At 71.9% G+C, this 20789-nt stretch carries 20 protein-coding genes; 11 read left to right on the top strand and 9 right to left on the bottom strand.

Annotated elements, in window-relative coordinates; genetic code table 11:
* Positions 1-138 precede the first annotated feature (138 nt).
* From ADK54_RS42200 to ADK54_RS42185, 4 genes are all read left to right on the top strand, one after another.
* Positions 139-3147 (top strand): AfsR/SARP family transcriptional regulator, encoded by a 3009-nt coding sequence (locus tag ADK54_RS42200; protein ID WP_053731170.1) that lies wholly within the window; start codon positions 139-141, stop codon positions 3145-3147.
* A gap of 206 nt (positions 3148-3353) precedes the next feature.
* Complete coding sequence (locus ADK54_RS42195) at positions 3354-3551, top strand: hypothetical protein (protein WP_053731169.1); 198 nt, start codon at positions 3354-3356, stop codon at positions 3549-3551.
* Between the two features lie 206 nt (positions 3552-3757).
* On the top strand, positions 3758-4117 hold the full coding sequence (locus ADK54_RS42190) for a hypothetical protein (protein WP_053731168.1): 360 nt from the start codon (positions 3758-3760) through the stop codon (positions 4115-4117).
* Positions 4110-4379, top strand: a complete 270-nt coding sequence (locus tag ADK54_RS42185) for a hypothetical protein (protein WP_053731167.1) — start codon at positions 4110-4112, stop codon at positions 4377-4379. Before ADK54_RS42190 ends, ADK54_RS42185 begins: the two co-directional genes overlap by 8 nt.
* A gap of 195 nt (positions 4380-4574) precedes the next feature.
* Here ADK54_RS42185 and ADK54_RS48475 read toward each other — a convergent pair whose 3' ends face one another.
* Entirely contained in the window at positions 4575-4706 is a 132-nt protein-coding gene (locus ADK54_RS48475; protein ID WP_267887085.1) for a hypothetical protein, read from the bottom strand.
* Between the two features lie 150 nt (positions 4707-4856).
* Entirely contained in the window at positions 4857-5183 is a 327-nt protein-coding gene (locus ADK54_RS48675; protein WP_063802183.1) for a hypothetical protein, read from the bottom strand.
* Positions 5184-5339: 156 nt separating this feature from the next.
* Here ADK54_RS48675 and ADK54_RS42175 point away from each other — a divergent pair, with 156 nt between their 5' ends.
* Positions 5340-6221 carry a helix-turn-helix domain-containing protein gene (locus tag ADK54_RS42175; RefSeq protein WP_053731177.1) on the top strand — a complete coding sequence of 294 codons (882 nt, stop codon included), beginning with the start codon at positions 5340-5342 and terminating at the stop codon, positions 6219-6221.
* Positions 6222-6510: 289 nt separating this feature from the next.
* On the opposite strand, the gene ADK54_RS42170 is transcribed toward ADK54_RS42175, so the two are convergent.
* Positions 6511-8136, bottom strand: a complete 1626-nt coding sequence (locus ADK54_RS42170; RefSeq protein ID WP_053731166.1) for a FadD3 family acyl-CoA ligase — start codon at positions 8134-8136, stop codon at positions 6511-6513.
* Positions 8137-8230: 94 nt separating this feature from the next.
* Between ADK54_RS42170 and ADK54_RS42165 the strand changes: the two genes are divergently transcribed.
* From ADK54_RS42165 to ADK54_RS42155, 3 genes are read left to right on the top strand one after another with little or no spacing between them, the layout of a single operon-like run.
* The gene (locus ADK54_RS42165) at positions 8231-9379 is read left to right on the top strand and encodes a lipid-transfer protein (protein WP_053731165.1); all 1149 of its coding nucleotides are present in this window, start codon (positions 8231-8233) and stop codon (positions 9377-9379) included.
* Between the two features lie 3 nt (positions 9380-9382).
* Positions 9383-9814 carry a Zn-ribbon domain-containing OB-fold protein gene (locus ADK54_RS42160; protein ID WP_053731164.1) on the top strand — a complete coding sequence of 144 codons (432 nt, stop codon included), beginning with the start codon at positions 9383-9385 and terminating at the stop codon, positions 9812-9814.
* Entirely contained in the window at positions 9811-10584 is a 774-nt protein-coding gene (locus tag ADK54_RS42155) for an enoyl-CoA hydratase/isomerase family protein (protein ID WP_053731163.1), read from the top strand. The genes ADK54_RS42160 and ADK54_RS42155 overlap by 4 nt, the downstream gene beginning before the upstream one ends.
* Positions 10585-10594: 10 nt before the next feature.
* On the opposite strand, the gene ADK54_RS42150 is transcribed toward ADK54_RS42155, so the two are convergent.
* Complete coding sequence (locus tag ADK54_RS42150; protein ID WP_053731162.1) at positions 10595-11131, bottom strand: hypothetical protein; 537 nt, start codon at positions 11129-11131, stop codon at positions 10595-10597.
* A 589-nt stretch (positions 11132-11720) separates the two neighbouring features.
* Between ADK54_RS42150 and ADK54_RS42145 the strand changes: the two genes are divergently transcribed.
* Entirely contained in the window at positions 11721-12323 is a 603-nt protein-coding gene (locus tag ADK54_RS42145; protein ID WP_053731161.1) for a hypothetical protein, read from the top strand.
* Positions 12324-12327: 4 nt separating this feature from the next.
* Here ADK54_RS42145 and ADK54_RS42140 read toward each other — a convergent pair whose 3' ends face one another.
* From ADK54_RS42140 to ADK54_RS42130, 3 genes are all read right to left on the bottom strand, one after another.
* The gene (locus ADK54_RS42140; RefSeq protein WP_053731160.1) at positions 12328-13122 is read right to left on the bottom strand and encodes a putative protein N(5)-glutamine methyltransferase; all 795 of its coding nucleotides are present in this window, start codon (positions 13120-13122) and stop codon (positions 12328-12330) included.
* Between the two features lie 110 nt (positions 13123-13232).
* Positions 13233-15575 (bottom strand): PQQ-binding-like beta-propeller repeat protein, encoded by a 2343-nt coding sequence (locus ADK54_RS42135; RefSeq protein WP_053731159.1) that lies wholly within the window; start codon positions 15573-15575, stop codon positions 13233-13235.
* A gap of 177 nt (positions 15576-15752) precedes the next feature.
* Positions 15753-16556 carry a VOC family protein gene (locus ADK54_RS42130; RefSeq protein WP_053731158.1) on the bottom strand — a complete coding sequence of 268 codons (804 nt, stop codon included), beginning with the start codon at positions 16554-16556 and terminating at the stop codon, positions 15753-15755.
* 414 nt (positions 16557-16970) lie between these two features.
* Between ADK54_RS42130 and ADK54_RS42125 the strand changes: the two genes are divergently transcribed.
* Positions 16971-17618 (top strand): TetR family transcriptional regulator, encoded by a 648-nt coding sequence (locus tag ADK54_RS42125; protein WP_053731157.1) that lies wholly within the window; start codon positions 16971-16973, stop codon positions 17616-17618.
* 100 nt (positions 17619-17718) lie between these two features.
* Here the strand turns inward: ADK54_RS42125 and ADK54_RS42120 are convergent, their stop codons facing one another.
* Positions 17719-18174: a nitroreductase family deazaflavin-dependent oxidoreductase gene (locus ADK54_RS42120; protein ID WP_053731176.1), complete on the bottom strand. Its 456-nt coding sequence runs from the start codon at positions 18172-18174 to the stop codon at positions 17719-17721.
* 38 nt (positions 18175-18212) lie between these two features.
* Entirely contained in the window at positions 18213-19403 is a 1191-nt protein-coding gene (locus ADK54_RS42115) for an acyl-CoA dehydrogenase family protein (RefSeq protein WP_053731156.1), read from the bottom strand.
* A 327-nt stretch (positions 19404-19730) separates the two neighbouring features.
* Between ADK54_RS42115 and ADK54_RS42110 the strand changes: the two genes are divergently transcribed.
* Positions 19731-20789: thiolase C-terminal domain-containing protein (locus tag ADK54_RS42110; protein WP_053731155.1), on the top strand; the 1059-nt coding region annotated here is incomplete at its 3' end.

Raw genomic sequence — 20789 nt, 5'->3', positions numbered from 1 at the left:
CCCACCAGCGCTTGCGATGAGTGTGCAGGGCATGTGTCGAAGCCTTGTGCAGAGCGTCACCTGCTGCTGACGCAGCCCCTCCGGACAGGGCAGACTGGCGGGGAGCAATCCAGGAGTACGGGGGTACAGGGGGCAGCTATGGACCGTGACGGCGGGCCGCGCGTACCGGAGCAGCGCGCTCCGGAACCGCCGCCGCAGCGCGCGACGGGGCACCTCGTCCAAGCGGCGGCCGAGCACGACCCGGAGGCATCCGGCGCCGGGCTCCGCTTCGGCGTACTCGGACCGGTGCGGGCCTGGCGGGGCGAACAGCCCCTGCCGTCCGGCTCCCCGCAGCAGCGCGCCCTGCTCGCCGCCCTGCTCCTGCGCGACGGCCGCACCGCCACCGCCGCCGAACTCATCGACGCCATCTGGGGCGAGGAGCCGCCCTCCCAGGCCCTGGCCGCGCTCCGCACGTACGCCTCCCGGCTGCGCAAGGTGCTCGACCCGGGCGTCCTGGTCAGCGAGTCCGGGGGCTACGCGATCCGGGCCGGCGCCGCCACCCTCGACCTCACCCAGGCGCAGGAGCTGGCGACCGCCGCCGAAAAGGCCCGGGCCGGCGGCGAGAAGTCCCGCGCCCGCGACCTCCTGAACGAGGCGCTCGCGCACTGGGCCGGCGAACCGCTGGCCAACGTGCCGGGCCCGTACGCCGAGAACCAGCGCACGCGGCTCGCCGAATGGCGCCTCCAGCTCACCGAGGCCCGGCTCGACATGGACCTGGAGGCGGGCTGCCACGCCGAGGCCGTCTCCGAACTGACCGCGCTGACCGCCGCCCACCCGCTGCGCGAGCGCCTGCGCGAACTGCTCATGCTGGCCCTGTACCGCAGCGGCCGCCAGGCCGAGGCGCTCGCCGTGTACGCGGACACCCGGCGGCTGCTCGCCGACGAGCTCGGCGTCGACCCCCGGCCCGAGCTCGCCCGCCTCCAGCACCGCATCCTCCAGGCCGACGAGGACCTGGCCCGGCCGCCCGTCGACGCGCCCGTCTCCGTCCCGGCACCCGTACGTCCGGCCCAACTACCCGCCTCCGTACCGGACTTCACCGGCCGCGCCTCCTTCGTGCGCGAGCTCACCTCGCGGCTCGCCAGCGCCGAGACCACGGTCATGGCGGTCTCCGCCCTGGCCGGCATCGGGGGCGTCGGCAAGACCACGCTCGCCGTGCACGTCGCGCACACCGCCCGCCCGTACTTCCCCGACGGCCAGCTGTACGTCGACCTCCAGGGCGCGGGGCAGCACTCCGCCGAGCCGGACACCGTGCTCGGCGCGTTCCTGCGCGCGCTCGGCACCCCGGATTCGGCGATCCCCGACTCGATGGAGGAGCGCGCGGCCCTGTTCCGCTCCACGCTGGACGGCCGCCGGGTCCTGGTGCTGCTCGACAACGCCCGCGACGCGGCCCAGATCCGGCCGCTCCTTCCGGGCACGGCGGGCTGCGCGGCACTCGTCACCAGCCGCATCCGCATGGTCGACCTGGTCGGCGCGCACCTCGTCGACCTGGACGTGATGTCCCCCGACGAGGCGCTCCAGCTGTTCACCCGGATCGTCGGCGTGGAGCGGGTGTCCGCCGAGCGCGAGGCGGCCCTGGACGTGGTCGCCGCCTGCGGCTTCCTGCCGCTGGCCATCCGCATCGCGGCATCCCGGCTCGCCTCGCGCCGTACCTGGACGGTGTCCGTACTCGCCGCGAAGCTCGCCGACGAGCGCCGCCGCCTGGACGAGCTCCAGGCGGGCGACCTCGCGGTCAAGGCCACCTTCGAGCTCGGCTACGGCCAGCTGGAGCCCGCCCAGTCCCGCGCCTTCCGCCTGCTCGGCCTGCCGGACGGGCCCGACATCTCCCTTGCCGCGGCGGCCGCCGTCCTCGACCTCCCCGAGCAGGAGACCGAGGACCTGCTGGAGTCCCTTGTCGACACCTCCCTGGTGGAGTCCGCCGCGCCGGGCCGCTACCGCTATCACGACCTCGTGCGGCTCTACGCGCGTTCCTGCGCCGAACGCGACGATCTGCCGCCGGTAGAGCGCGAGTTGGCGATGTCGCGCCTGCTCGACTTCTATCTGGCGACGGCGTCCGGCGTGTACGCCCTGGAGCGGCCGGGCGACCGCCTCGTGGACCACCTGGAGCCCACCACGCACCGGGGCCTCGTCTTCGACGACCGCCACACCGCCCAGGACTGGCTGTACACCGAGGCCGACCCGCTGCTCGCCTGCGTACGCCAGCTGTCGGGGCCGCGCACCCTGCGCCGCGCCGTCGACCTGCTGTACGCGGCCCTGGACCTCGGCGAGTCCGGCGCCAACTCCAAGCAGTACGAGGCGACCGCCGAGGCCGTCCGCGAGGCCGCCCGTACCTGGGGCGACACCCAGGCCGAGGGCCGCGCGGTGATGACGCTGGCCAATGTGCACCAGCTGGCGGGCCGGTTCGAGCCCGCCGACCGCGAGGCCCAGGAGGCCATGCGGCTCGCCGGCCCCACCGCGGACCCGCTGCCGCTGTGCTGGGCCTCCAACGCGCGCGGCATCATCGCGCTCTACCAGAACCGGCACACCGACGGCGAGACCCATCTCACTCGCGCCATCGAGGCGTTCCGCGCCGACGACAACCGGCCCGGCGAGGCCAGCGCCCTGTGCAACCTGTCCCGCATCCACCTGGCCATGGGCCGCACCGCGAGCGCGGTCACCCTGGCGCAGGAGGGCCTCGACATCTACGACGCGATGGGCCACGAGCTGCGCGGCGCCAACGCCCGTTACGCCCTTGGCCTCGCGCTCACCAAGAGCGGCCAGCTGCCCGCGGCGGCGGACCGGCTCCACGAGGCACTCGAAGTGTTCCGGGACAGCAGGCAGCGCCTGTGGGAGGGCATGACGCTGTTCCGGCTCGCGGAGGTCGACCTCTCGGGCAGGCGGCCCGCGCAGGCGGCGGCCAACGCCGAGATGGCCCTGACGGTGCTGCGCGGCATCGGCGGCGAGTGGCGGCGCGGCAACGTGCTGACCGTGCTCGGTCAGGCCCTGGCCGGCATCGGCCACGCGGGCCGGGCGCAGGTCTGCTGGCGCGACGCGCTGGTCATCTTCGAGGAGCTGGGCTCGCCCGAGGCCACCCAGGTCCGTGCCCTGCTCAGCCCGCTGGCGGCTGCATAACGCCCCTGGTCAGCGCGTTCATTGAACGTTTATCGGCACCCGGCACTCTCTTTCTTGTCGGCCCGGCGCGTCGGGGGGCGCGAGAGCCGACTGGAAGGCCGGACATTAATCTGTCGGCCCTGGCAAGTCCGTCCGGCCACCCTCGGGGGAGTGGCCGGACGGTTTCGCCGTCCATCAGGCAGCTTTACCAACGGGAGATGAGAAACATGAGCGACGTGAAGAAGAACGAGCCGCTCGTCACGCCGCAGGACCAGCACGCCACGGACGAGCCCGCCATCGCCACGCTCGACCAGCACGCCACCGGAACCCCGGTCGCCCTCGACCAGCACGCCACGGACGAGCCGGCGATCACCACGCTCGACCAGCACGCCACCTCTGAGCCCTTCAAGCCGAAGGCCCAGTAGCCCACCTGAGCGGGGGACGGCCGCGGCGGCGCGGGAGGGGAGCCGCCGCGGCCGGGGGGGGAAGCAGGACCATCGGTGCGGGACCCGCTGGGGGGGGCGGGCCCGCACCGCATCGTGTGCCCGGCGCGGATCCGGCTTCCACAACGGCCCCGCGAGGTCTGTACGCCTGCCGTACTGTGGCTCCTGGCACCTCAGGAAGGACCAGGATGAGCGCACAGCACACCGAACCCGGCGGTCCTCTCATCCCGCGCCCGGAACGAACGCCCTCGGCACTCCGGGTGGCCCTGGCCCAGGTCGCACCGCACCGGCTAGCTGAGATGGAGCAACAGAAGGACGAAGCGATCGCCCTTGCGGCGCGCACGGATTCGCTCGGCCCGATCGTGCAGTTCCTGGAGGCCTGGGCCGTCGTCATCGAGATCGCGCGTTTCCCCGCGGTCTCCGCGCGCCTGCACTCCGCCGAGTACGCAGCACAGATCCTCGACCGCGATGATCCCGCCTGGCGGACGGCCATGGCGGGCATCCGGGCCGTTTACGCTGCCGCCCGGGAGTCGCTCGCGCATGAGTGAGTGGCGCTGGGAGTACGAGCCCGATGAGACGCACGTGGTCGGCGGCGAGACACCCCCACCTTCTTCGCTGGTCGCCGAGGTGGAGAAGCGTGCCGCTGAAATCGTACGAGCCGCAGCGGCGCTGCATCTCGACGGCACGCGCTACGAAGGAGTGGGGGACGGTGTGCAGACTGCCTTTGTGCCTGGCGGAATGTTCCTCTACCTGACGATCGTGCGACACGAGTGTGTGTACGTCCTCCAGGTAACCGGCTCCCCCATGTGACGCACCACGGCCGATAGCGTCACGTCCCGGCGTCCGGCCCATGCACCTGTCACCTTCGCTGAAATCCCGGCCACCGCCGCGACAGCCCTAGCGACGAACCCGACCGACAGGCCGTTGGCGTACCCCGTAGCGGGGACGAAGCTCGGGGACCGTCCCTCGGCAAGGCGAGCAGGCCCACCACCGCTCCACACAACGTCAGCGCATCCCCAGCGCATCTTCGATGTCATCGGGCAGCACATCGAAGTCGTCCCGGATGTGGACCTGCCCCAGGAGTGAGCCTCGGTCGGTTCGCATCACGTTGGCGCGAGCCGACACCACCTTGCGCACAGGCTCTCCGGTCTCTCCGATTCCGGTCCCCTCGGCGTGCTGACGTGCTTCTTCCATTGAGACCTCGCGATCACGATGAGTTCATGGCGGCTGAGTACAGGACCGTACGCGCCCAGCACGGCCCCTCACCCCTCGGACACCGGGCCAGGATCAGGCGCTCCCCTCCCCGCCGACCTCGTCGATCAGATCGCCGTACTCCTCCAGGACGAGCTGCGCACCCTCCATGAAGTCCGCCTTGGCCTTCGCCACCCGCAGCGCCTCGGCCAACCTCAGCGCCGTGTCCGTGTTGCAGTTGCCGAGCGCGATCAGGCCCGACGGCGCGGGGTACCGGCTCACGAAGCTCGGCAGGTCCACGCGGAGCGAGGGCAGGATGATGCCGTGGGCCGCCAGCGCGCGGCGCAGCTCCCGCACGCAGCGGGTCATGTCGTCGCCGTCCGGGCGGTGTGACACGGGGTGGTGGTCCTGGTGGGGGCTCATGGGGCAGCGCCTTCCTGTGGGTGCGTACGGCACGCATGCGTACTGTGACGATTCGGTCACACCCTGACGCGAAGTGCCCTACCGTGAAAGGGGTTTGGGTTCCCGTGCGCGAACTGTGAAGCGCCGCACGGACGTTGTGGAATGGGCGGGCAGACCATGGTGCGACGCAAGGACATCGACGGCTCGGAGAGCGTGCCCTGCTTCTACGGCAAGGAGCTGCGCTGGAAGCGGGAGGCTGCTGGGCTCACGCTTCAGCAGTTGGTTGGGGGGAGCTTCTACGGGCTGAGTTACCTCAGCGAAATCGAGCGCGGGCACCGGCGCATGCCTCATGACCTGGCCGAGCATGTGGACCGGAAGCTCAAGACGGACGGCTTCTTCGCCCGAAACTGCGAGGACGTACGCAAGGCCAAACGGGCGGACCACGGCTCCTACTTCAAGCGGATCCTGGAGGTGGAGAAGAACGCCGAGCGCATCGAGGAATGGTGCACCACCTGGATCCCTGGCCTCCTCCAGACCGAACCCTACGCCCGTGCCGTAGTCCGGGCCGCGCACCCATCGGAAGCGCAGGCCCAGGCGGACGCGAAGGTCTACGAACGCCTCGCGCGAGCCGAGATCTTCGACACCGGCCGGTTGCGGCCTGAGTACTGGGTGATCCTGCATGAGTCACTGCTGCGACAGCCGATCCTTCCGCCGTCGGAGATGGCTGAACAGTTCAACCACATCGCGGAGTTGACTCATCGGCACCGGATCACTCCACAAATCCTTCCGTGGAACTCCACGGCGCAACCTATGTTGGCCGGCGCGGTCCTGTCCTTGGACTTTCCTGACGCCCCGCCGCTGGTCTACACAGAGTCGGCGTACAGCGGCGAAACCATCGACGATCCAACCCCCGTGAAGCAGTACCGCCGGTCGTACGATCGACTCAGGGCCGCCGCTCTGCCGCCGGAGGAGTCACTCGCCGTGATCGAGAACGCGGCTGAGAGCTTCCGAAATGGCAAGCACCAACTGTGGCTTGAGGGGCGCGCTTTGACGCAATAGCGCCCATAGCAGCGGGGCGGCGGAAGCCGTGTCAAGGCGTCCATGGCCTCCCCAACCTCATCCCCGTACGCGACTCAAAGGCCCAAGAAGGCCCCGTCCTCCTCTTCCATGCCGCCAGCTGAGTCGCCTCCGTCGACCAGTCAAAGGCTGAGCGAGCACTCCGCCAGGGGCAGGCTCGCTCAGGGCCATCGACGCAAGGGTAGGTCCACCTCGGCAACTCCCCCGATTGGTGCGCCAGTTAGGCCACGTTTGCCGGTCAAGGCTGAGCGCCCGCGCAGGCGGGAAGCGGCTACTCGGAGCCACCAGCACAAGAGAGGGCTCGCAACTCCCCCTTGACCACCTTCCCGCTCGCGTTACGCGGGAGTTCGGCCACGAACTCCACCTCCCTCGGCACCTTGTAGTTCGCCATCTCCCGGCGGGACCAGGCGATCAGGTCGTCCGACGTCATCACCGAGCCGGGGCGGCGCACCACGTACGCCTTGCCCACCTCGCCGAGGCGGGCGTCCGGGATGCCGATCACCGCTACGTCGGCCACCTCCGGGTGCAGGCCGAGTAGTTGCTCGATCTCCGCGGGATACGCGTTGAAGCCGCCGACGATGAACATGTCCTTGATCCGGTCGGTGATGCGGAGGTTGCCCGACTCGTCCAGGACGCCGACGTCGCCCGTGTGCAGCCAGCCGTCCGCGTCGATCGTCCGCGCCGTCTCCGGCTCGTCCTCGTAGTAGCCCCGCATCACGTTGAAGCCGCGTACCAGGACCTCGCCCGGGTCTCCCGGATCGGCACACACCCTCACCTCCGTGCCGGGTATCGCGCGGCCCGAGGTCGAGGCGATGGCCTCCGCCGGGTCGCCGCGGCGGCACATCGTGACGATGCCGCTCGCCTCGGACAGGCCGTACGCGGTCAGTACGGTGCCCACGCCCAGCTCGGCCCGCAGCCGTTCGACCAGGCGCAGCGGGACCACCGCCGCCCCCGTCACCACCAAGCGCAGCGCGCTCAGGTCGTGCTGGTCGCGGGCCGGGTGGTCCAGGAGCGACTGGTGCAGGGTGGGCGGGCCCGGCAGGACCGAGATGTGTTCGGCGGCGATGTTCGCGAGCGCCGTGTCGATGTTGAACACCGGCTGCGGCACCATCGTCGCGCCCCGCATCAGGCACGCGATGATGCCCGCCTTGTAGCCGAACGTGTGGAAGAACGGGTTCACGATCAAGTACCGGTCGCCCTCGCGCAGACCCGCGAGATCCGACCAGATCGCATAGCCGCGCAGGGTCTGGGCGTGGGTGATCACCGCGCCCTTGGGGCGGCCCGTGGTGCCCGAGGTGTAGATGATGTCGGAGGGGCTCTCCGGCTCGATGCCGTCCGCTCGTGCCGTCACCTCCGGCCCCGACACCCCCTCCCCGCCCGCCAGGAAGTCCTTCCACGTGCGGAAGTTGTCGGGGGCGTCGTCCGAGAGGACCACCACCTGCTCCAGGTGCGGGAGCGAGGGCAGCGGGCCGGGGCCGGAGCCCTCGGCGGTCGCGCGGCGCAGCGAGGCGACGTACGAGGTGCCCAGGAACGTGCCGGTCACGAACAGCAGCTTCGCGCGGCTGCTTTCGAGGACGTACGCCGCCTCCGCGCCCTTGAAGCGCGTGTTCAGCGGCACGAGCACCGCGCCCGCCGTCACCGCGCCGAGTGCCGAGACGATCCAGTCCGCGGTGTTGGGCGCCCAGACCGCCACCCGGTCGCCGGGCTCGACGCCGGCCGCCATGCACGCGGCCGCCGCGCGCTCGACCCGCTCGCCGAGCTCCGCGTACGAGATGCGGCTGCGGCCCTCGACGACGGCCTCGCGCTCGCCGTACCGGACGGCCGCGCCGCGCACCAGCTTCGCGATCGTGCCCCACTCCAGGTCCCCGCGCGTCTCCCCGCCCACCGAAAGCCCCATCGAAAGCCCCTCCGACCCCAGTAGCTGACTAACCGTCAGATTAGCTGTAGCCTCCTCCGCTGTCAGTACTGGTGACGCTCGTGGAGGTGGGGCCATGGCCACCCTGAAGGACGCGACAGCCATAGTCGGGATCGGGCAGACGCCCTTCGCCAAGCAACTGCCCGAGTCCGAGAAGGAGTTGGCGTGCCGGGCGATCGTCGCCGCGCTCGACGACGCGGGCATCAGCCCGGCCGAGGTGGACGCGTTCGCCTCGTACACGATGGAGGAGACCGACGAGGTCGAGGTCGCCAAGTCCATCGGCGCGGGCGACGTGACCTTCTTCAGCAAGATCGGCTACGGGGGTGGCGGCTCCTGCGCGACCGTCGGACACCTCGCCGCCGCGATCGCCACCGGGCAGGCGAGCGTCGGCGTCGCCTGGCGGTCGCGGAAGCGCGGCAGCGGGCCAAGGCCCTGGAAGAATACGGCAGTTCAGCTTCCCACCCCGGCCCAGTGGACGCGCCCGTTCGGGCTGTTGCGGCCGGCCGACGAGATCGGCATGCTGGCCCGCCGCTATCTCCATGAGCACGGCGCCACCCGCGACCACCTCTTCAACGTCGCCCTCGCCTGCCGCAACCGCGCCAACCAGAATCCGGCCGCGATCATGTACGAGCGCCCGCTGACCCGGGAGATGTACATGACGTCCCGCTGGATCAGCGAACCCCTGTGCCTCTTCGACAACTGCCTTGAGACTGATGGTGCGTTGGCGTGTGTCATCGTCTCCGCCGAGCGCGCCCGCGACTGCCGGCAGAAGCCCGTATACGTGCACTCCGCCGCCCAGGGCCTGCCCGCCCAGCACCACGGCATGGTCAACTACTGGAACGACGACCCGCTGACCGGCCCCGCCTGGACCGCCGCCCGGCACCTGTGGAAGCAGGCCGACTTCGGCCCCGACGACGTCGACGTGGCCCAGATCTACGACGCGTTCACCCCGCTCATCCCGCTCTCCCTGGAGGGCTACGGCTTCTGCGGGCGGGGTGAAGGCGCCGCCTTCACCGAGGGCGGCGCCCTGGAGATCGGCGGCCGCCTCCCCATCAACACCGGCGGCGGAGGCCTGTCGGAGGCCTACGTACACGGCTTCAACCTCATCAACGAGGGAGTCAAACAGCTGCGCGGCCACAGCACCGCCCAGGTCCCGGACGCCGCCACCTGCCTGGTCACCGCGGGCGAGGGAGTCCCCACCTCCGCCATCCTGCTGAGGAGTTGAGAGATGCTTTCCCCTGTTGTGGACGACGACGGCGCCCCCTTCTGGGAGTACGCGGCCCAGGGCGAACTCCGCGTCCAGGCCTGCGCCGCCCCCGACTGCGGCCGGCTCCGCTTCCCGCCCCGGCCCTGCTGCCCGCACTGCCAGTCCTTCGACAGCGAGTGGCGCCGGGTCTCGGGCCGCGGCCGTATCTGGTCGTACGTCTTCCCGCATCCCCCGCTGCTCCCCGACTACGCGGCGCAGGCCCCGTACAACGCGGTGATCGTCGAGCTCGCCGATGATCCGCTGATCCGGCTCGTCGGCAACGTGGTCGCCGAGCCGGACGCGGCGCTCGACTCGGTCGACCCGGCGCGGCTGAGGATCGGGGCGCGCGTACAGGTCGCGTTCACCGAGGTCGACGGGACGACCGTGCCGCGCTGGCTCCTGGAGCGCGCATGAGCGTCCTGGTGGAACGCGACAAGGGGACCGGCGTCGCGGTCGTCACCCTGAACCGCCCCGAGCGCCTGAACGCCGTGAACCTGGATACGGTCGCGCAACTCTCCCTCGTTTGGCGGGAGTTGAGGTTCGACGACACGGTACGGGCCGTCGTGCTGACGGGTGCGGGGGAGCGGGCCTTCTGCACCGGCATCGACCGCTCGGCCGAGGTGCCGCAGCCCTCGTCCCCGTACTCCACCGACGATCCACTGATCGCGATCGGACCGAAGGCGAACGACCTGTGGAAGCCGGTGATCGCCGCCGTACGCGGGATGGCCTGCGGCGGGGCGTTCTACCTGCTCGGCGAGGCGGAGTTCGTGATCGCCGCCGAGGACGCGACGTTCTTCGACCCGCACACGACGTACGGGATGGTCAGCGCGTACGAGTCGATGTACCTGGCGCTGCGCATGCCGCACGGCGAGGCGGCCCGGCTCGCGCTGATGGGGACGGCCGAGCGGATGTCGGCGCGCCGGGCCTACGAGATCGGCTTCGTGAGCGAACTGACCGCGCCAGGTGGAGAGTTGACTGCGGCGGTGGGGTGCGCGGAGACGATCGCGGGGTTCCCGACGGAGGCGGTGCAGGGGACGGTGCGGTCGCTCTGGGCCGCCAAGGAACCCACCTTGGCCCAGGCCCACGCACGCGCCCCGGGCTTCGTGGCGCTCGGCAACCTGCCGCCCGAACGGCAGGCGGAGCTGTTCACCGCGCGGCGGTCCAGGGAGTTCCGGATCCGGTAGGCCGGTCGGCCTACCCGGCCGTCGCCTCGGAGCCACAGAGGTCCACCTGGCTGAGCAGGGCGGGCTTGCTCATGGCCACCTTGACGGTGCTCGTCGCATTGGGGCCCAGGGACACCGAGGTGGAGCCCCGGTCGATGACGGCGCCGGCCTTGTCGTAGAACATGACCCGCACCTGGTAACTGTGGCTGCCGGAGCCGCCCGAGCCGGTGCTGACCTTGATGGTGGAGCGGGTCTCACCCTTCGCGGCCGAGGCGCAGGTGGTGACGTACGTGGTCGCGGTGGCCGTGCGATTGCGGCTCGTGCCGCTCGTGCTGCCGGTGGTGTTGTTGTTGCTGTCGTAGCGGTTGCCGTTGTAGCTGCTGCCGGCACTGCTGCTGCTCGTACTGCCGCTACCGCTACCGCTACTGCTACCACTGTCCGAACTCCCGTTGCTCTTGTGGGAGTTGGAGCAGCCGCCGCCGGAGCTGTGGCTCTTGCCGTGACTTCCGTGGCTGGAGAACCCCGTCAGTGCGAGCGCCAGACCTGCCGCTATGGCCGCGCATTTCAACCCGCGACGTACCACCGTCGCCCCCCTCCGAAGACCGGCCGACACTTTAACAGCGGTTGACCAACCCTTCGGGGCGATCAAGCGTCGCTGTCCGGTGTGGAGTTCGGCGGTCCGTGGGGCGCGGCTTCGGGAGCCCCCACCCCGCCCCTTCCCGAAACCCGCCGGGGGTTGAGGAAGGGGGAAGCCGGTTTCCTGGGGCTCCGCCCCAGACCCCGTATCGCGCCTTAAGGGCGCTCGTCCTCAATCGCCGGACGGGCTGAAATGCCCCGTGCGGGCCAGCACCGGCCCCGCCAGGGGCGCGGGGAACTGCGCGAGCAACCACATACGGCCCGAGGCCGAAAGCGGGGTCAGGGGCGCGGGGCAGTGACATTGTGCGGCTCCGCCGCGATGGGGGTCCCCCCTGTCCGAGCGAAGCCGAGAACTTGGGGGAGCGACCAGCCACACACAGCCCGAGACCGAAAACGGGGCTAGGGGCGCGGGGAACTGCGCACGCAAGCCCGCCCCAGCGGGGCGGGGCCGCGCCGGGTAGCGGGGCGGGCTCGCCGGGCGTAGCGTCGGCAGCGAGAGCCGTCTCGAAGGAGGGCCGCCGATGGTCCGCAACGTCCTCGGCTCGATCCTCGCTCTCGCCGGAGCGACGGCCGCCGTCTGGAGCCCCTTCCGTGCCTGGTACGACGGCCGTCACGGCAGCACCTATCGCATCGACGACCTGTTCTCGGGCATCTCCGCCACCAAGGCGGAGGTGGCCGGCTCGATCCTGCTCCCCTTCGCCTTCGCGGCGCTGGTGACGCTGGTCGGCCTGGTGCTGCGCTCCCGCGTCCTGGTCGCGGTCGCGGGGCTGATCACGCTCGGCTTCGCGATCCTGTGGATGGTGCGGCAGGGGCAGGCGGCGGGGAACCTGACGGTCGACTCGTCCGGCAACGGGCTCGGGCAGGGCGTCGCGATGGCGCTGGGCAGCGGGCTGGCGCTGCTGCTCGCGGCGGGCCTGATGTCGGGGCGGCGCCGGGCCGAGCCGGAGCCGGGGCCCCGCTCCGAGGCACCCGTACCCACGCTGGACACGCCGTATGAGCGGCCGTACGAGGCCCCCTATGAAGCTCCCTACGAGCCCCGGCATGACCAGCAGCAGCCTCCCTTCGAGCCGCCCCCGCACGAGCAGCCGCCCTACGGGCCACCTGACGGCCCGCCCCGCGCCTGAGGGGTCAGGCGGGGATTCGTACGCCGGTCACCACGCTCGCGTACAGCTCCTCCGAGGTGACCAGCCGGGCCCGCAGCCCCCCGGCGGACATCGCGGCCAGCGCGCCCGGCACCTGCCGTTCGCTGGTCTCGACGAGCAGCGTGCCGCCCGGGGCGAGCCAGTCGGGGGCGGCGAGGGCGACGCGGCGCATGATGTCGAGCCCGTCCGAGCCGCCGTCCAGGGCGACCAGCGGCTCGTGGTCACGGGCCTCCGGGGGCAGCAGGCCGACCTCGTCCGTGGGTACGTACGGAACGTTCGCGGTCAGGATGTCGATGCGGCCGCGCAGCCCGGGCGGGAGCGGCGCGAAGAGATCGCCCTCGTAGACGCGGCCGCCCAGCGCGGCCACGTTGCGCCGGGCGCAGGCCACGGCCGCGGGCTCGATGTCGGCGACGTGCAACTCGGCCCCCGGCAGCGCCGACGCGAGCGCGGCCCCGAGGGCCCCCGATCCGCAGCAGAGGTCCACGACGACGAGCGGACGTGAGGTGTCGGCCGCGGCGAGGGCCTGCTCGACCAGGAACTCGGTACGCCGACGCGGCACGAAGACCCCGGGGTCGACGGCCACCTTCAGCCCATGGAACTCGGCCCACCCCACGACGTGTTCGAGCGGCAGCCCCGAGACCCTGCGTTCCACCATCGCGGCGACTTCGGCGGGACCTTGGGCCGAGGCGAGTATCAACTCCGCTTCGTCCTCGGCGAATACGCACCCCGCGGCGCGGAGCCGCTCAACGACGGCGGAGGGGGAAAGCGCCTCAACTGGCATACGGGAAAAGCCCTTTCGGATGCGGCACCGGAAACCCCTGAGGGGGCGCGGGGAACTGCGCGACCAGCCACGACGGACCCGCGGCGAAAAAGGAGAGGGCGCCCCCGCGCCTAGCGGGATCCAGAAGTCGCAGTCCCCTTCACCGCATCAAGCGCGTACACGCACCGGTCCTTGCTGCACGCGTAGACGACCCCGCCGCGTACGACGGGCGATCCGGTGATCTCCCCGCCCGTGGCCAGCTTCCAGCGAAGCTGGCCCCCCGCCGCGTCCAGCGTGTACAGGCAGTGGTCGGCCGAGCCGAAGTGGATGCGGCCGTCGGCGACCACGGGCGTGCCCACGACCTCGCCGCCCGCCGCGAAGCGCCACTTGGGGGTCGAGGTGACCGCGTCCAGGGTGTACAGCGCGTTGCCGCTGCCCACGTGGACGTTGCCGTCGGCGACCAGGACCGGCTCGACGGACTGGCGGGACTCGGTGGCGATGCGCCAGCGGTCCTTGCCGGTGGAGGCGTCCAGGGCGTACACGGTGCCGAGGTAGTCGGCGAGGTACACGCCTCCCCCGGCCACCGCGGGACCCGGCGCGAACGTCGGCGGGCACAGGAAGACCGCCGGGGCCTCGAAGTGCCAGCGGACGTGGCCGGAGGCGACGTCGATCGCCAGGACGCGGGTGCCCGCCGAGACGTAGACGTAGCCGTCCTGTGCGGGCGCGACCCGGACCGGGACGCCGCCGCAGGAGGCCGCGTCGCCGACCGGGTAGGACCAGCGCTCGACGCCGGTGCGGGCGTCCAGGGCGCGCAGCCGGGCGTCCTGCCAGACGTACACCGTGCCGTCGTGGATGGTGGGCCCGGCCTCGGGGGTCTCGAAGTCGGTCTGGGCGCCGGCCGTCTCCCACAGCTTCTCGCCGTTCGCGGCCTCCCAGGCCTGTACGCCGCCGCCGCGGGTGCCGGTGACGACGGTGCCGCGGTCGGCCTTCAGGGAGTACACCCAGGCGTCCGCCGGGAGGCGCCACAGCTCGCCGCCGTCGGCCGCGTCCAGTGCGTACAGGGTGGGCCCGTCGGAGGCGTGGATGCGGCCGGCCTCGACGGCCATCGCCCAGGCGACGTCGCGCGTCTTGAACTGGCGGCGGCCGGTGCCCACGTCCAGGGCGTGCACCTCGAAGGAGGTCACGTACAGCAGGTCGCCCGCGACGGCCGGGGTGCCCCACACATCGTTCGACATGCGAAAACGCCAGGGGCGCCAGCGTCCGGGGGTCTCGGGGGGATGGGTCGGCGGAGGCACGGGGGAGGCCTGCGCGCCATTGGCGCCGGGCCTGCGCACCCAGCCGGTGGCGGGCCCGGCGTCGATGGCGACGCGCGATGCGTCGGAGGCCCTCGGGCCGGGACCGATCGGCACCTTGGCGCCGGGCAGGTGGACCGGATCGTCGGCGTGAACGGGCGGGTAGGTGACGGCGGAGCCGCCGTGCCGGCCCGGGTACGGGGGGTCCGCCGGGCGGGGCGGGGCCTGCCTGCCGGAGTGCAGGACGGAGCTCGGCGACGGGTCGGCGGCCTTGGCGACCTGCATGCGGCCGCCGCCCCTGCGCTGCTCGATCATGGCGACCGAGCGCGGCGGCAGCCAGGCCGACGCCGTGCCGCTGTCGTCCGAGCCGGAGGCGAAGAGGTGGGGCGCGAGCTGGGCCTGGAGGTCCTCGGGGGACGGCCGGTTCGGGTGCTCCATCTGCATGCAGGACTCGATGAGCGGCCGCAGCTCGTCCGGCAGGCCGGTGACGTCCGGGCCCTCGCGCAGCAGCATGAACACGGTCTCGACGGGGTTCGCGCCGTGGAAGGGCGCGTGTCCGGTCGCGGCGAAGACGAGGGTCGAGCCGAGCGAGAAGACGTCGGAGGCGCCGGTGACGCTGCGCGAGTCCTTGGCCTGCTCGGGCGACATGTAGGCGGGGGTGCCCACCGCCACGTTCGTCATGGTCAGGCGGGTGTTGGAGACCCCGGACGCGATACCGAAGTCGATCACGCGCGGCCCGTCCTCGACGACCAGGACGTTCGACGGCTTCAGGTCGCGGTGGACCAGGCCCGCGCCGTGGATGGACTGCAGGGCCTCCGCGATGCCGGCCGCGAGCCAGCGCACCGCCTGGGCCGGGAGCGGCCCGCACTCATTCACTATTTCTTCGAGGGAGGGCGCCGGCACGTAGGCGGTGGCCAGCCACGGCACGGGGGCGCGCGGGTCGGCGTCGACGACGGCGGCGGTGTAGAAGCCGCTGACCGCGCGGGCCGCCTCCACCTCACGGGTGAAGCGGACCCGGAAGAGCTGGTCCTCGGCGAGCTCGGTGCGCACCGTTTTGATGGCCACGCGGCGGCCGGAGGCCGAGCGCGCCAGATAGACCAGCCCCATGCCGCCGGCACCGAGCCGTCCCAGCACCTCGAAGGGGCCGATCCGCCTCGGGTCGTGCTGCGTCAGCTGCTCCACTTGCCTGCCACCTCCCCGTACGGGCCGTGCATGAATTCGGCCCCGTGCAGCGTCTCACGCGGCACCCCGATTCTCCCTGCCGGAGGTGGCCGGTGGCCAACCCGGGTCGAGACCGGGATGTCTCCCCCCGATCCGGGACAGCCCGGACGTCGCCGCGCGCGCCCGGGACACGGGCCGTTACGTGCCTGAACCCTGCAGAACGGCGAAGGCGGCGCCCTGGTTGTCGTTGAGGACGGCCATCCGCCCGTACGGAATGTCGAACGGCTCGGCGGTGACGCGGCCGCCCAGACGGGTGCATGCGGCGGCCGCCGCGTCGCAGTCCTCGACGCTGAAGTAGACGAGGAAGTGGTCGGGCAGGGCGGCGGGGAAGGCGTCCGACATCAGGCTGCGGCCGCCGATCGCGTTGTCCGGGCCCGGCTCGGCGCCGGGCAGTGACCAGGTGCGGAAGTCGGCGCCGATCTCGTCGGGGCTGCCCGGGTCGCCGCCCTCGTAGCCGAAGACGGACTCGTAGAACGCGTCGGCCTGGTCCTTGTCGCGGGTGTACACCTCGGTCCAGCAGAACGATCCGGGCTTGCGGGTCAGCTCGAAGCCGGTGTGCCGCTCGCCCTGCCACAGGCCGAAGACGGCGCCGCCCGGGTCGGCGGCGACGGCCATCGTGCCGTGCGGCGGGACCGGAATCGGCTCGGTGATCAGCTGGCCGCCGGCCTCGCGGATGCGGACGGCGAGCGCGCGGACGTCGGGGGTGGCGAGGTAGACGGTCCAGGAGGTCGGCATGCGGCCGTCCCGCTTGGGCTGGAGGGCCGCAACGCGCTTCCCGCCCTTGAAGGCGTTGGTGTAGCCGCCGTGCTTCCCGTCGGCCCTGCCGTCGGCGTCCTCGTCGAAGGTCCACCCGAAGAGCTCCCCGTAGAACCGCTTGCCGGCCGCCAGATCGGACAGCGAGGCGTCGGCCCAGCACGGCGCGCCTTCCGGATATCCGCCCATGCGCCTGATTCCTTCCTGAGGTGCCCCCGTCGTGGGGCCGTATCGGGGTCAAACTAACGACCCATCACGTCCGATGCGGTCGCGCAATTCGAACATATGGCCAGATTTCCCTGCACGGCGGGGCGGTGGGCCAAGTCCCGCACGGCTTGTCCACCAAAGTTGTCCACAGGGTGTTGATAACACCATTCGGGTGGCCGGACGGGCTGGAGGCGCCAAGAGGACCGGCGGCCGAAAGTCGACGAACGGTGATCGACGCGGGCCGGCCCACGGCCCGCCGACCGCCGACGCCGACCGCCCCCGAGGACGGTCACCCGGGGCGACCGGATCCCCGCGCCCATCGGGACGTACCGCCCCCGGGCCCCCATTTGCACTCGGCCGAATCGCGCTCCGATCACCCCTCGGTAAGCTGACGGCATGACAGGACAAGTACGCACCGTCGACGGCCGCGTGGCCGGCCGACGCGGCCAGGCGACACGGCAGAAGCTGCTCGACTGCCTCAGTGAGATGCTCAGCTCCTCGCCGTACCGGGACGTAAAAGTCATCGACGTGGCCCGGAAGGCGGGCACTTCACCCGCGACCTTCTACCAGTACTTCCCCGACGTCGAGGGCGCCGTCCTGGAGATCGCGGAGGAAATGGCCAAGGAGGGCGCCGGGTTGACCACTCTGGTCGAGGGCCGCTCCTGGGTCGGGCGGGCCGGCTGGCAGACGGCCGAGGAGCTCGTCGAGGGCTTCCTCGACTTCTGGCGCAAGAACGACGCGATCCTGCGGGTCGTCGACCTGGGCGCCGCCGAGGGCGACAAACGCTTCTACAAGATCCGCATGAAGATCCTGAACTCGGTCACCAACTCCCTTACGGACGCGGTCACCGAGCTCCAGTCCAAGGGCAAGGTCGACAAGGACGTGAGCCCCGCCGCGATGGCGGGCTCCCTCGTCGCGATGCTGGCGTCGGTGGCCTCGCACCAGAAGGGCTTCCAGACCTGGGGCGTCAAGCAAACCGAACTCAAGCCCAATCTGGCCCTGTTGGTCCACCTGGGCATCACGGGCAAGAAGCCGACCAAGTAGCCGTACGCACGTCGGCAGATACCCCAAGTCCTGTCGCGCCGACGGCGGTTCACCCCTTCGCGGGGCGACCGCCGTCGGCGTTCCCGTCTGCCAGCCCCTGTCAGTCCCGGCGCTCCAGACGGAAGAGCCGGATCTCGCGCTCGATCCGGGACTGGTAAGTGGCGTACGGCGGCCAGAAGTCGAGGGCCGCACGCCAGGCGGCGGCCCGTTCCTCCCCTTGCAGCAGCCGGGCCCGCACCGCGATGTCCCGGCCCCTCCAGCTGATCTCCGCGTCCGGATGGGCGAGCAGGTTGCCGGTCCACGCGGGGTGGCCGGGCCGCCCGAAATTGGACCCGATCAGCACCCAGGAGTCACCGCCCTTCTCCGGCATGCAGGCCAGCGGAGTGGTGCGCGGGAGCCCCGACTTGGCGCCGCGCGCGGTCAGGACGACGCCGGGCAGCATCCGCGCGCTGAGGATGACCCTGCCGCGGGTCAGGCGGTGTACGGCGCGGTCCATCGCGGGGATGAAGTGCGGGGCGATCCTCGCGAAGGCGCGGGTCGAGGACACCCTCTGCATGAGCCGCACCCCGGGTGCGGTCCTGGTGGGGGCGGGGCTCACGCCGGGACCTCGGCCGCGGCGGGGCCGAACAGTCCGGCCTGGTCGGCGGCGTGGCCGCGCAGGCGGTGCACGGGCCCGAAGAGCAGTTCGTCGGCGGCGGCCCGCTTGAAATACAGATGCGCCTCGTGCTCCCAGGTGAAGCCGATGCCGCCGTGCAACTGGACGGCCTCCGAGGCGGCGGAGCGCAGCGCGTCCAGACCCTGGGCGAGCGCGAGGGCGCCCGCGCCGGGATCCCAGGCCGCGTAGTACGCCGCCGACCTGGCCGCCTGCACCTGGACGTACAGGTCGGCGAGCCGGTGCTTGACCGCCTGGAAGGACCCGATGGCCCGCCCGAACTGCTCGCGCTCCTTGACGTACGCCACGGTCCGCTCCAGCGCCTCGGCGGCGGCCCCGACGGCCTCGGCCGCGAGACAGGCGGCGGCGGTACGCCCGGTGGCGGCAAGAGCGCCGTGAACGTCGATGAAGTCGCCGCCATCGCCGAGCAACTCGCCCTCCACGTCCCGGAGTTGGATCCGAGCTTGCGAGCGGGTCTCGTCGAGAGTGGTCTGCCGGGTGCGCCGCAGCCCCTCCGCGTCACCGGGTACGACGAAGAGAAGGGTGCGGCTGCGGGCGAAGCCGCCGGTGTGCGCGGCGACGAGGAGCAGCTGCGCGCTGTGCCCGTCGAGCACCTGCCCGGCTTCCCCGTACAGCCGCCAAGCCCCGTCCGGCGCCCGCTTGGCCTGGACGCCGCCGGCCCGGCCGCCCCCGGCCCACTCACCGTCCGCGTTCGCGCCGGTGAGCCCGAGCGCGAGGGCGAGGCTGGTGCCGGGCACGGCGAGGGTGGCGGTGCGCTCACCGCGGGCGATGAGCGGGAGCAGATCGGACCTCTGCGCGTCGGTGCCGAGGGCCGCGACGAGCGGGGCGGCCAGTACGGCGGTGGCGAGGAGCGGGGACGGCAGCAGGGCGCGGCCGGTCTCCTCGCAGGCGAGGGCGAGTTCGGCGGTGGTGCAGCCGACTCCCCCGTACTCCTCGGGCAGCGCGAGCCCCGGCAGCCCTAGCTCGGCGGCGAGCCGCCCCCAGAGCGCGGCGTCGTGTCCGACCGGGGTGCGCACGGCGCTCCTCACGTCCTGTGGGCCGCAGTGCTTGGCGAGCAGTTCGTGCAGGGTGCGGCGGATCTCGTCCTGCTCCGCGGTGAAGGCGGCGTCCATCGTCGAGCTCCTCCCCCAGAGGCGAGGCCTCTGATCTGACGGGCCGTCATGTTATGGGCGGGGGGCGGAGATGCACAGGGGTGGGGGCGGGTGGATCGACCCTGGCGCGCCGCGCCGCTCAAGGGTGTCCGCTTTCGCCTGCGGGTCGGCTGTGGCTGTTCGCTCCCCCAAGTTCTCGACTCCTCCCCCAAGGCCTTAAGGGGCCAGGGGGGAGATTGAGGACGAGCGCCCTTCAGGCGCGGACGGGGTCCGGGGCGGAGCCCCAGCGCAGCCCGCCGAACCCCGAACCCCAGCCTGGGGCAAGGTATCTGATGTACCGTCAGATTCATGTCTTCGCCCTCAACTCCCCCGCGCCGCAAGGTCGCCGTCGTAGGCGTCGCACTCTCCGACACCGGCCGCGTGGACGACGCCACCCCCTACTCCCTGCACGCCCAGGCCGCCCGGCGCGCCCTCGCCGACTCGGGGCTCGACCGCTCGGTCGTCGACGGGTTCGGCTCGGCCGGGCTCGGCACGCTCGCGCCGGTGGAGGTCGCCGAGTATCTCGGGCTCCGGCCCACCTGGGTCGACTCGACGGCCGTCGGCGGCGCCACCTGGGAGGTCATGGCCGCGCACGCCGCGGACGCGATCGCCGCCGGGCACGCCAATGCCGTACTCCTGGTGTACGGCTCGACCGCGCGCGCCGACATCAAGGCGGGCCGCCGCACCTCGAACCTCTCCTTCGGCGCCCGGGGCCCGCTCCAGTTCGAGGTCCCGTACGGCCATACGCTGATCTCCAAGTACGCGATGGCCGCACGCCGTCACATGCATCAATTCGGCACCACCGTCGAGCAGTTGGCGGAGGTCGCGGTGCAGGCGCGGGCGAACGCGGCCACGAACCCGGACGCGATGTTCCGCGACCCGATCACGGTGGACGACGTCCTGTCCGGCCCGATGATCGCCGACCCCTTCACCAAGCTCCACTGCTGCATCCGCTCCGACGGCGGCTGTGCGGTGCTGCTCGCGGCGGAGGAGTACGTACCGGACGCGGCCAAGACGCCCGTGTGGGTGCTGGGTTCGGGCATGTCGGTCTCGCACACGGCGATGTCGGAGTGGGAGGACTTCACGGTCTCCCCGGCGGCGGTCTCGGGCCGGCTCGCCTTCGAACGGGCGGGGGTGCGCCCGGCGGACGTCGACGTGGCCGAGATCTACGACGCGTTCACGTACATGACGCTGGTGACGCTGGAGGACCTCGGCTTCTGCGCGAAGGGGGAGGGCGGGGCGTTCGTGTCGAAGGGACGGCTGCTTCGGGACGGGGAACTGCCGGTCAACACCGACGGGGGTGGCCTTTCGGCGTGCCATCCGGGGATGCGGGGGCTGTTCCTCCTGGTGGAGGCGGTGCGGCAGTTG

The sequence above is a fragment of the Streptomyces sp. WM6378 genome, from assembly GCF_001279695.1.
In the GTDB taxonomy this organism is placed as follows: domain Bacteria; phylum Actinomycetota; class Actinomycetes; order Streptomycetales; family Streptomycetaceae; genus Streptomyces.
This window is presented reverse-complemented; position numbering and strand designations above follow the sequence as displayed.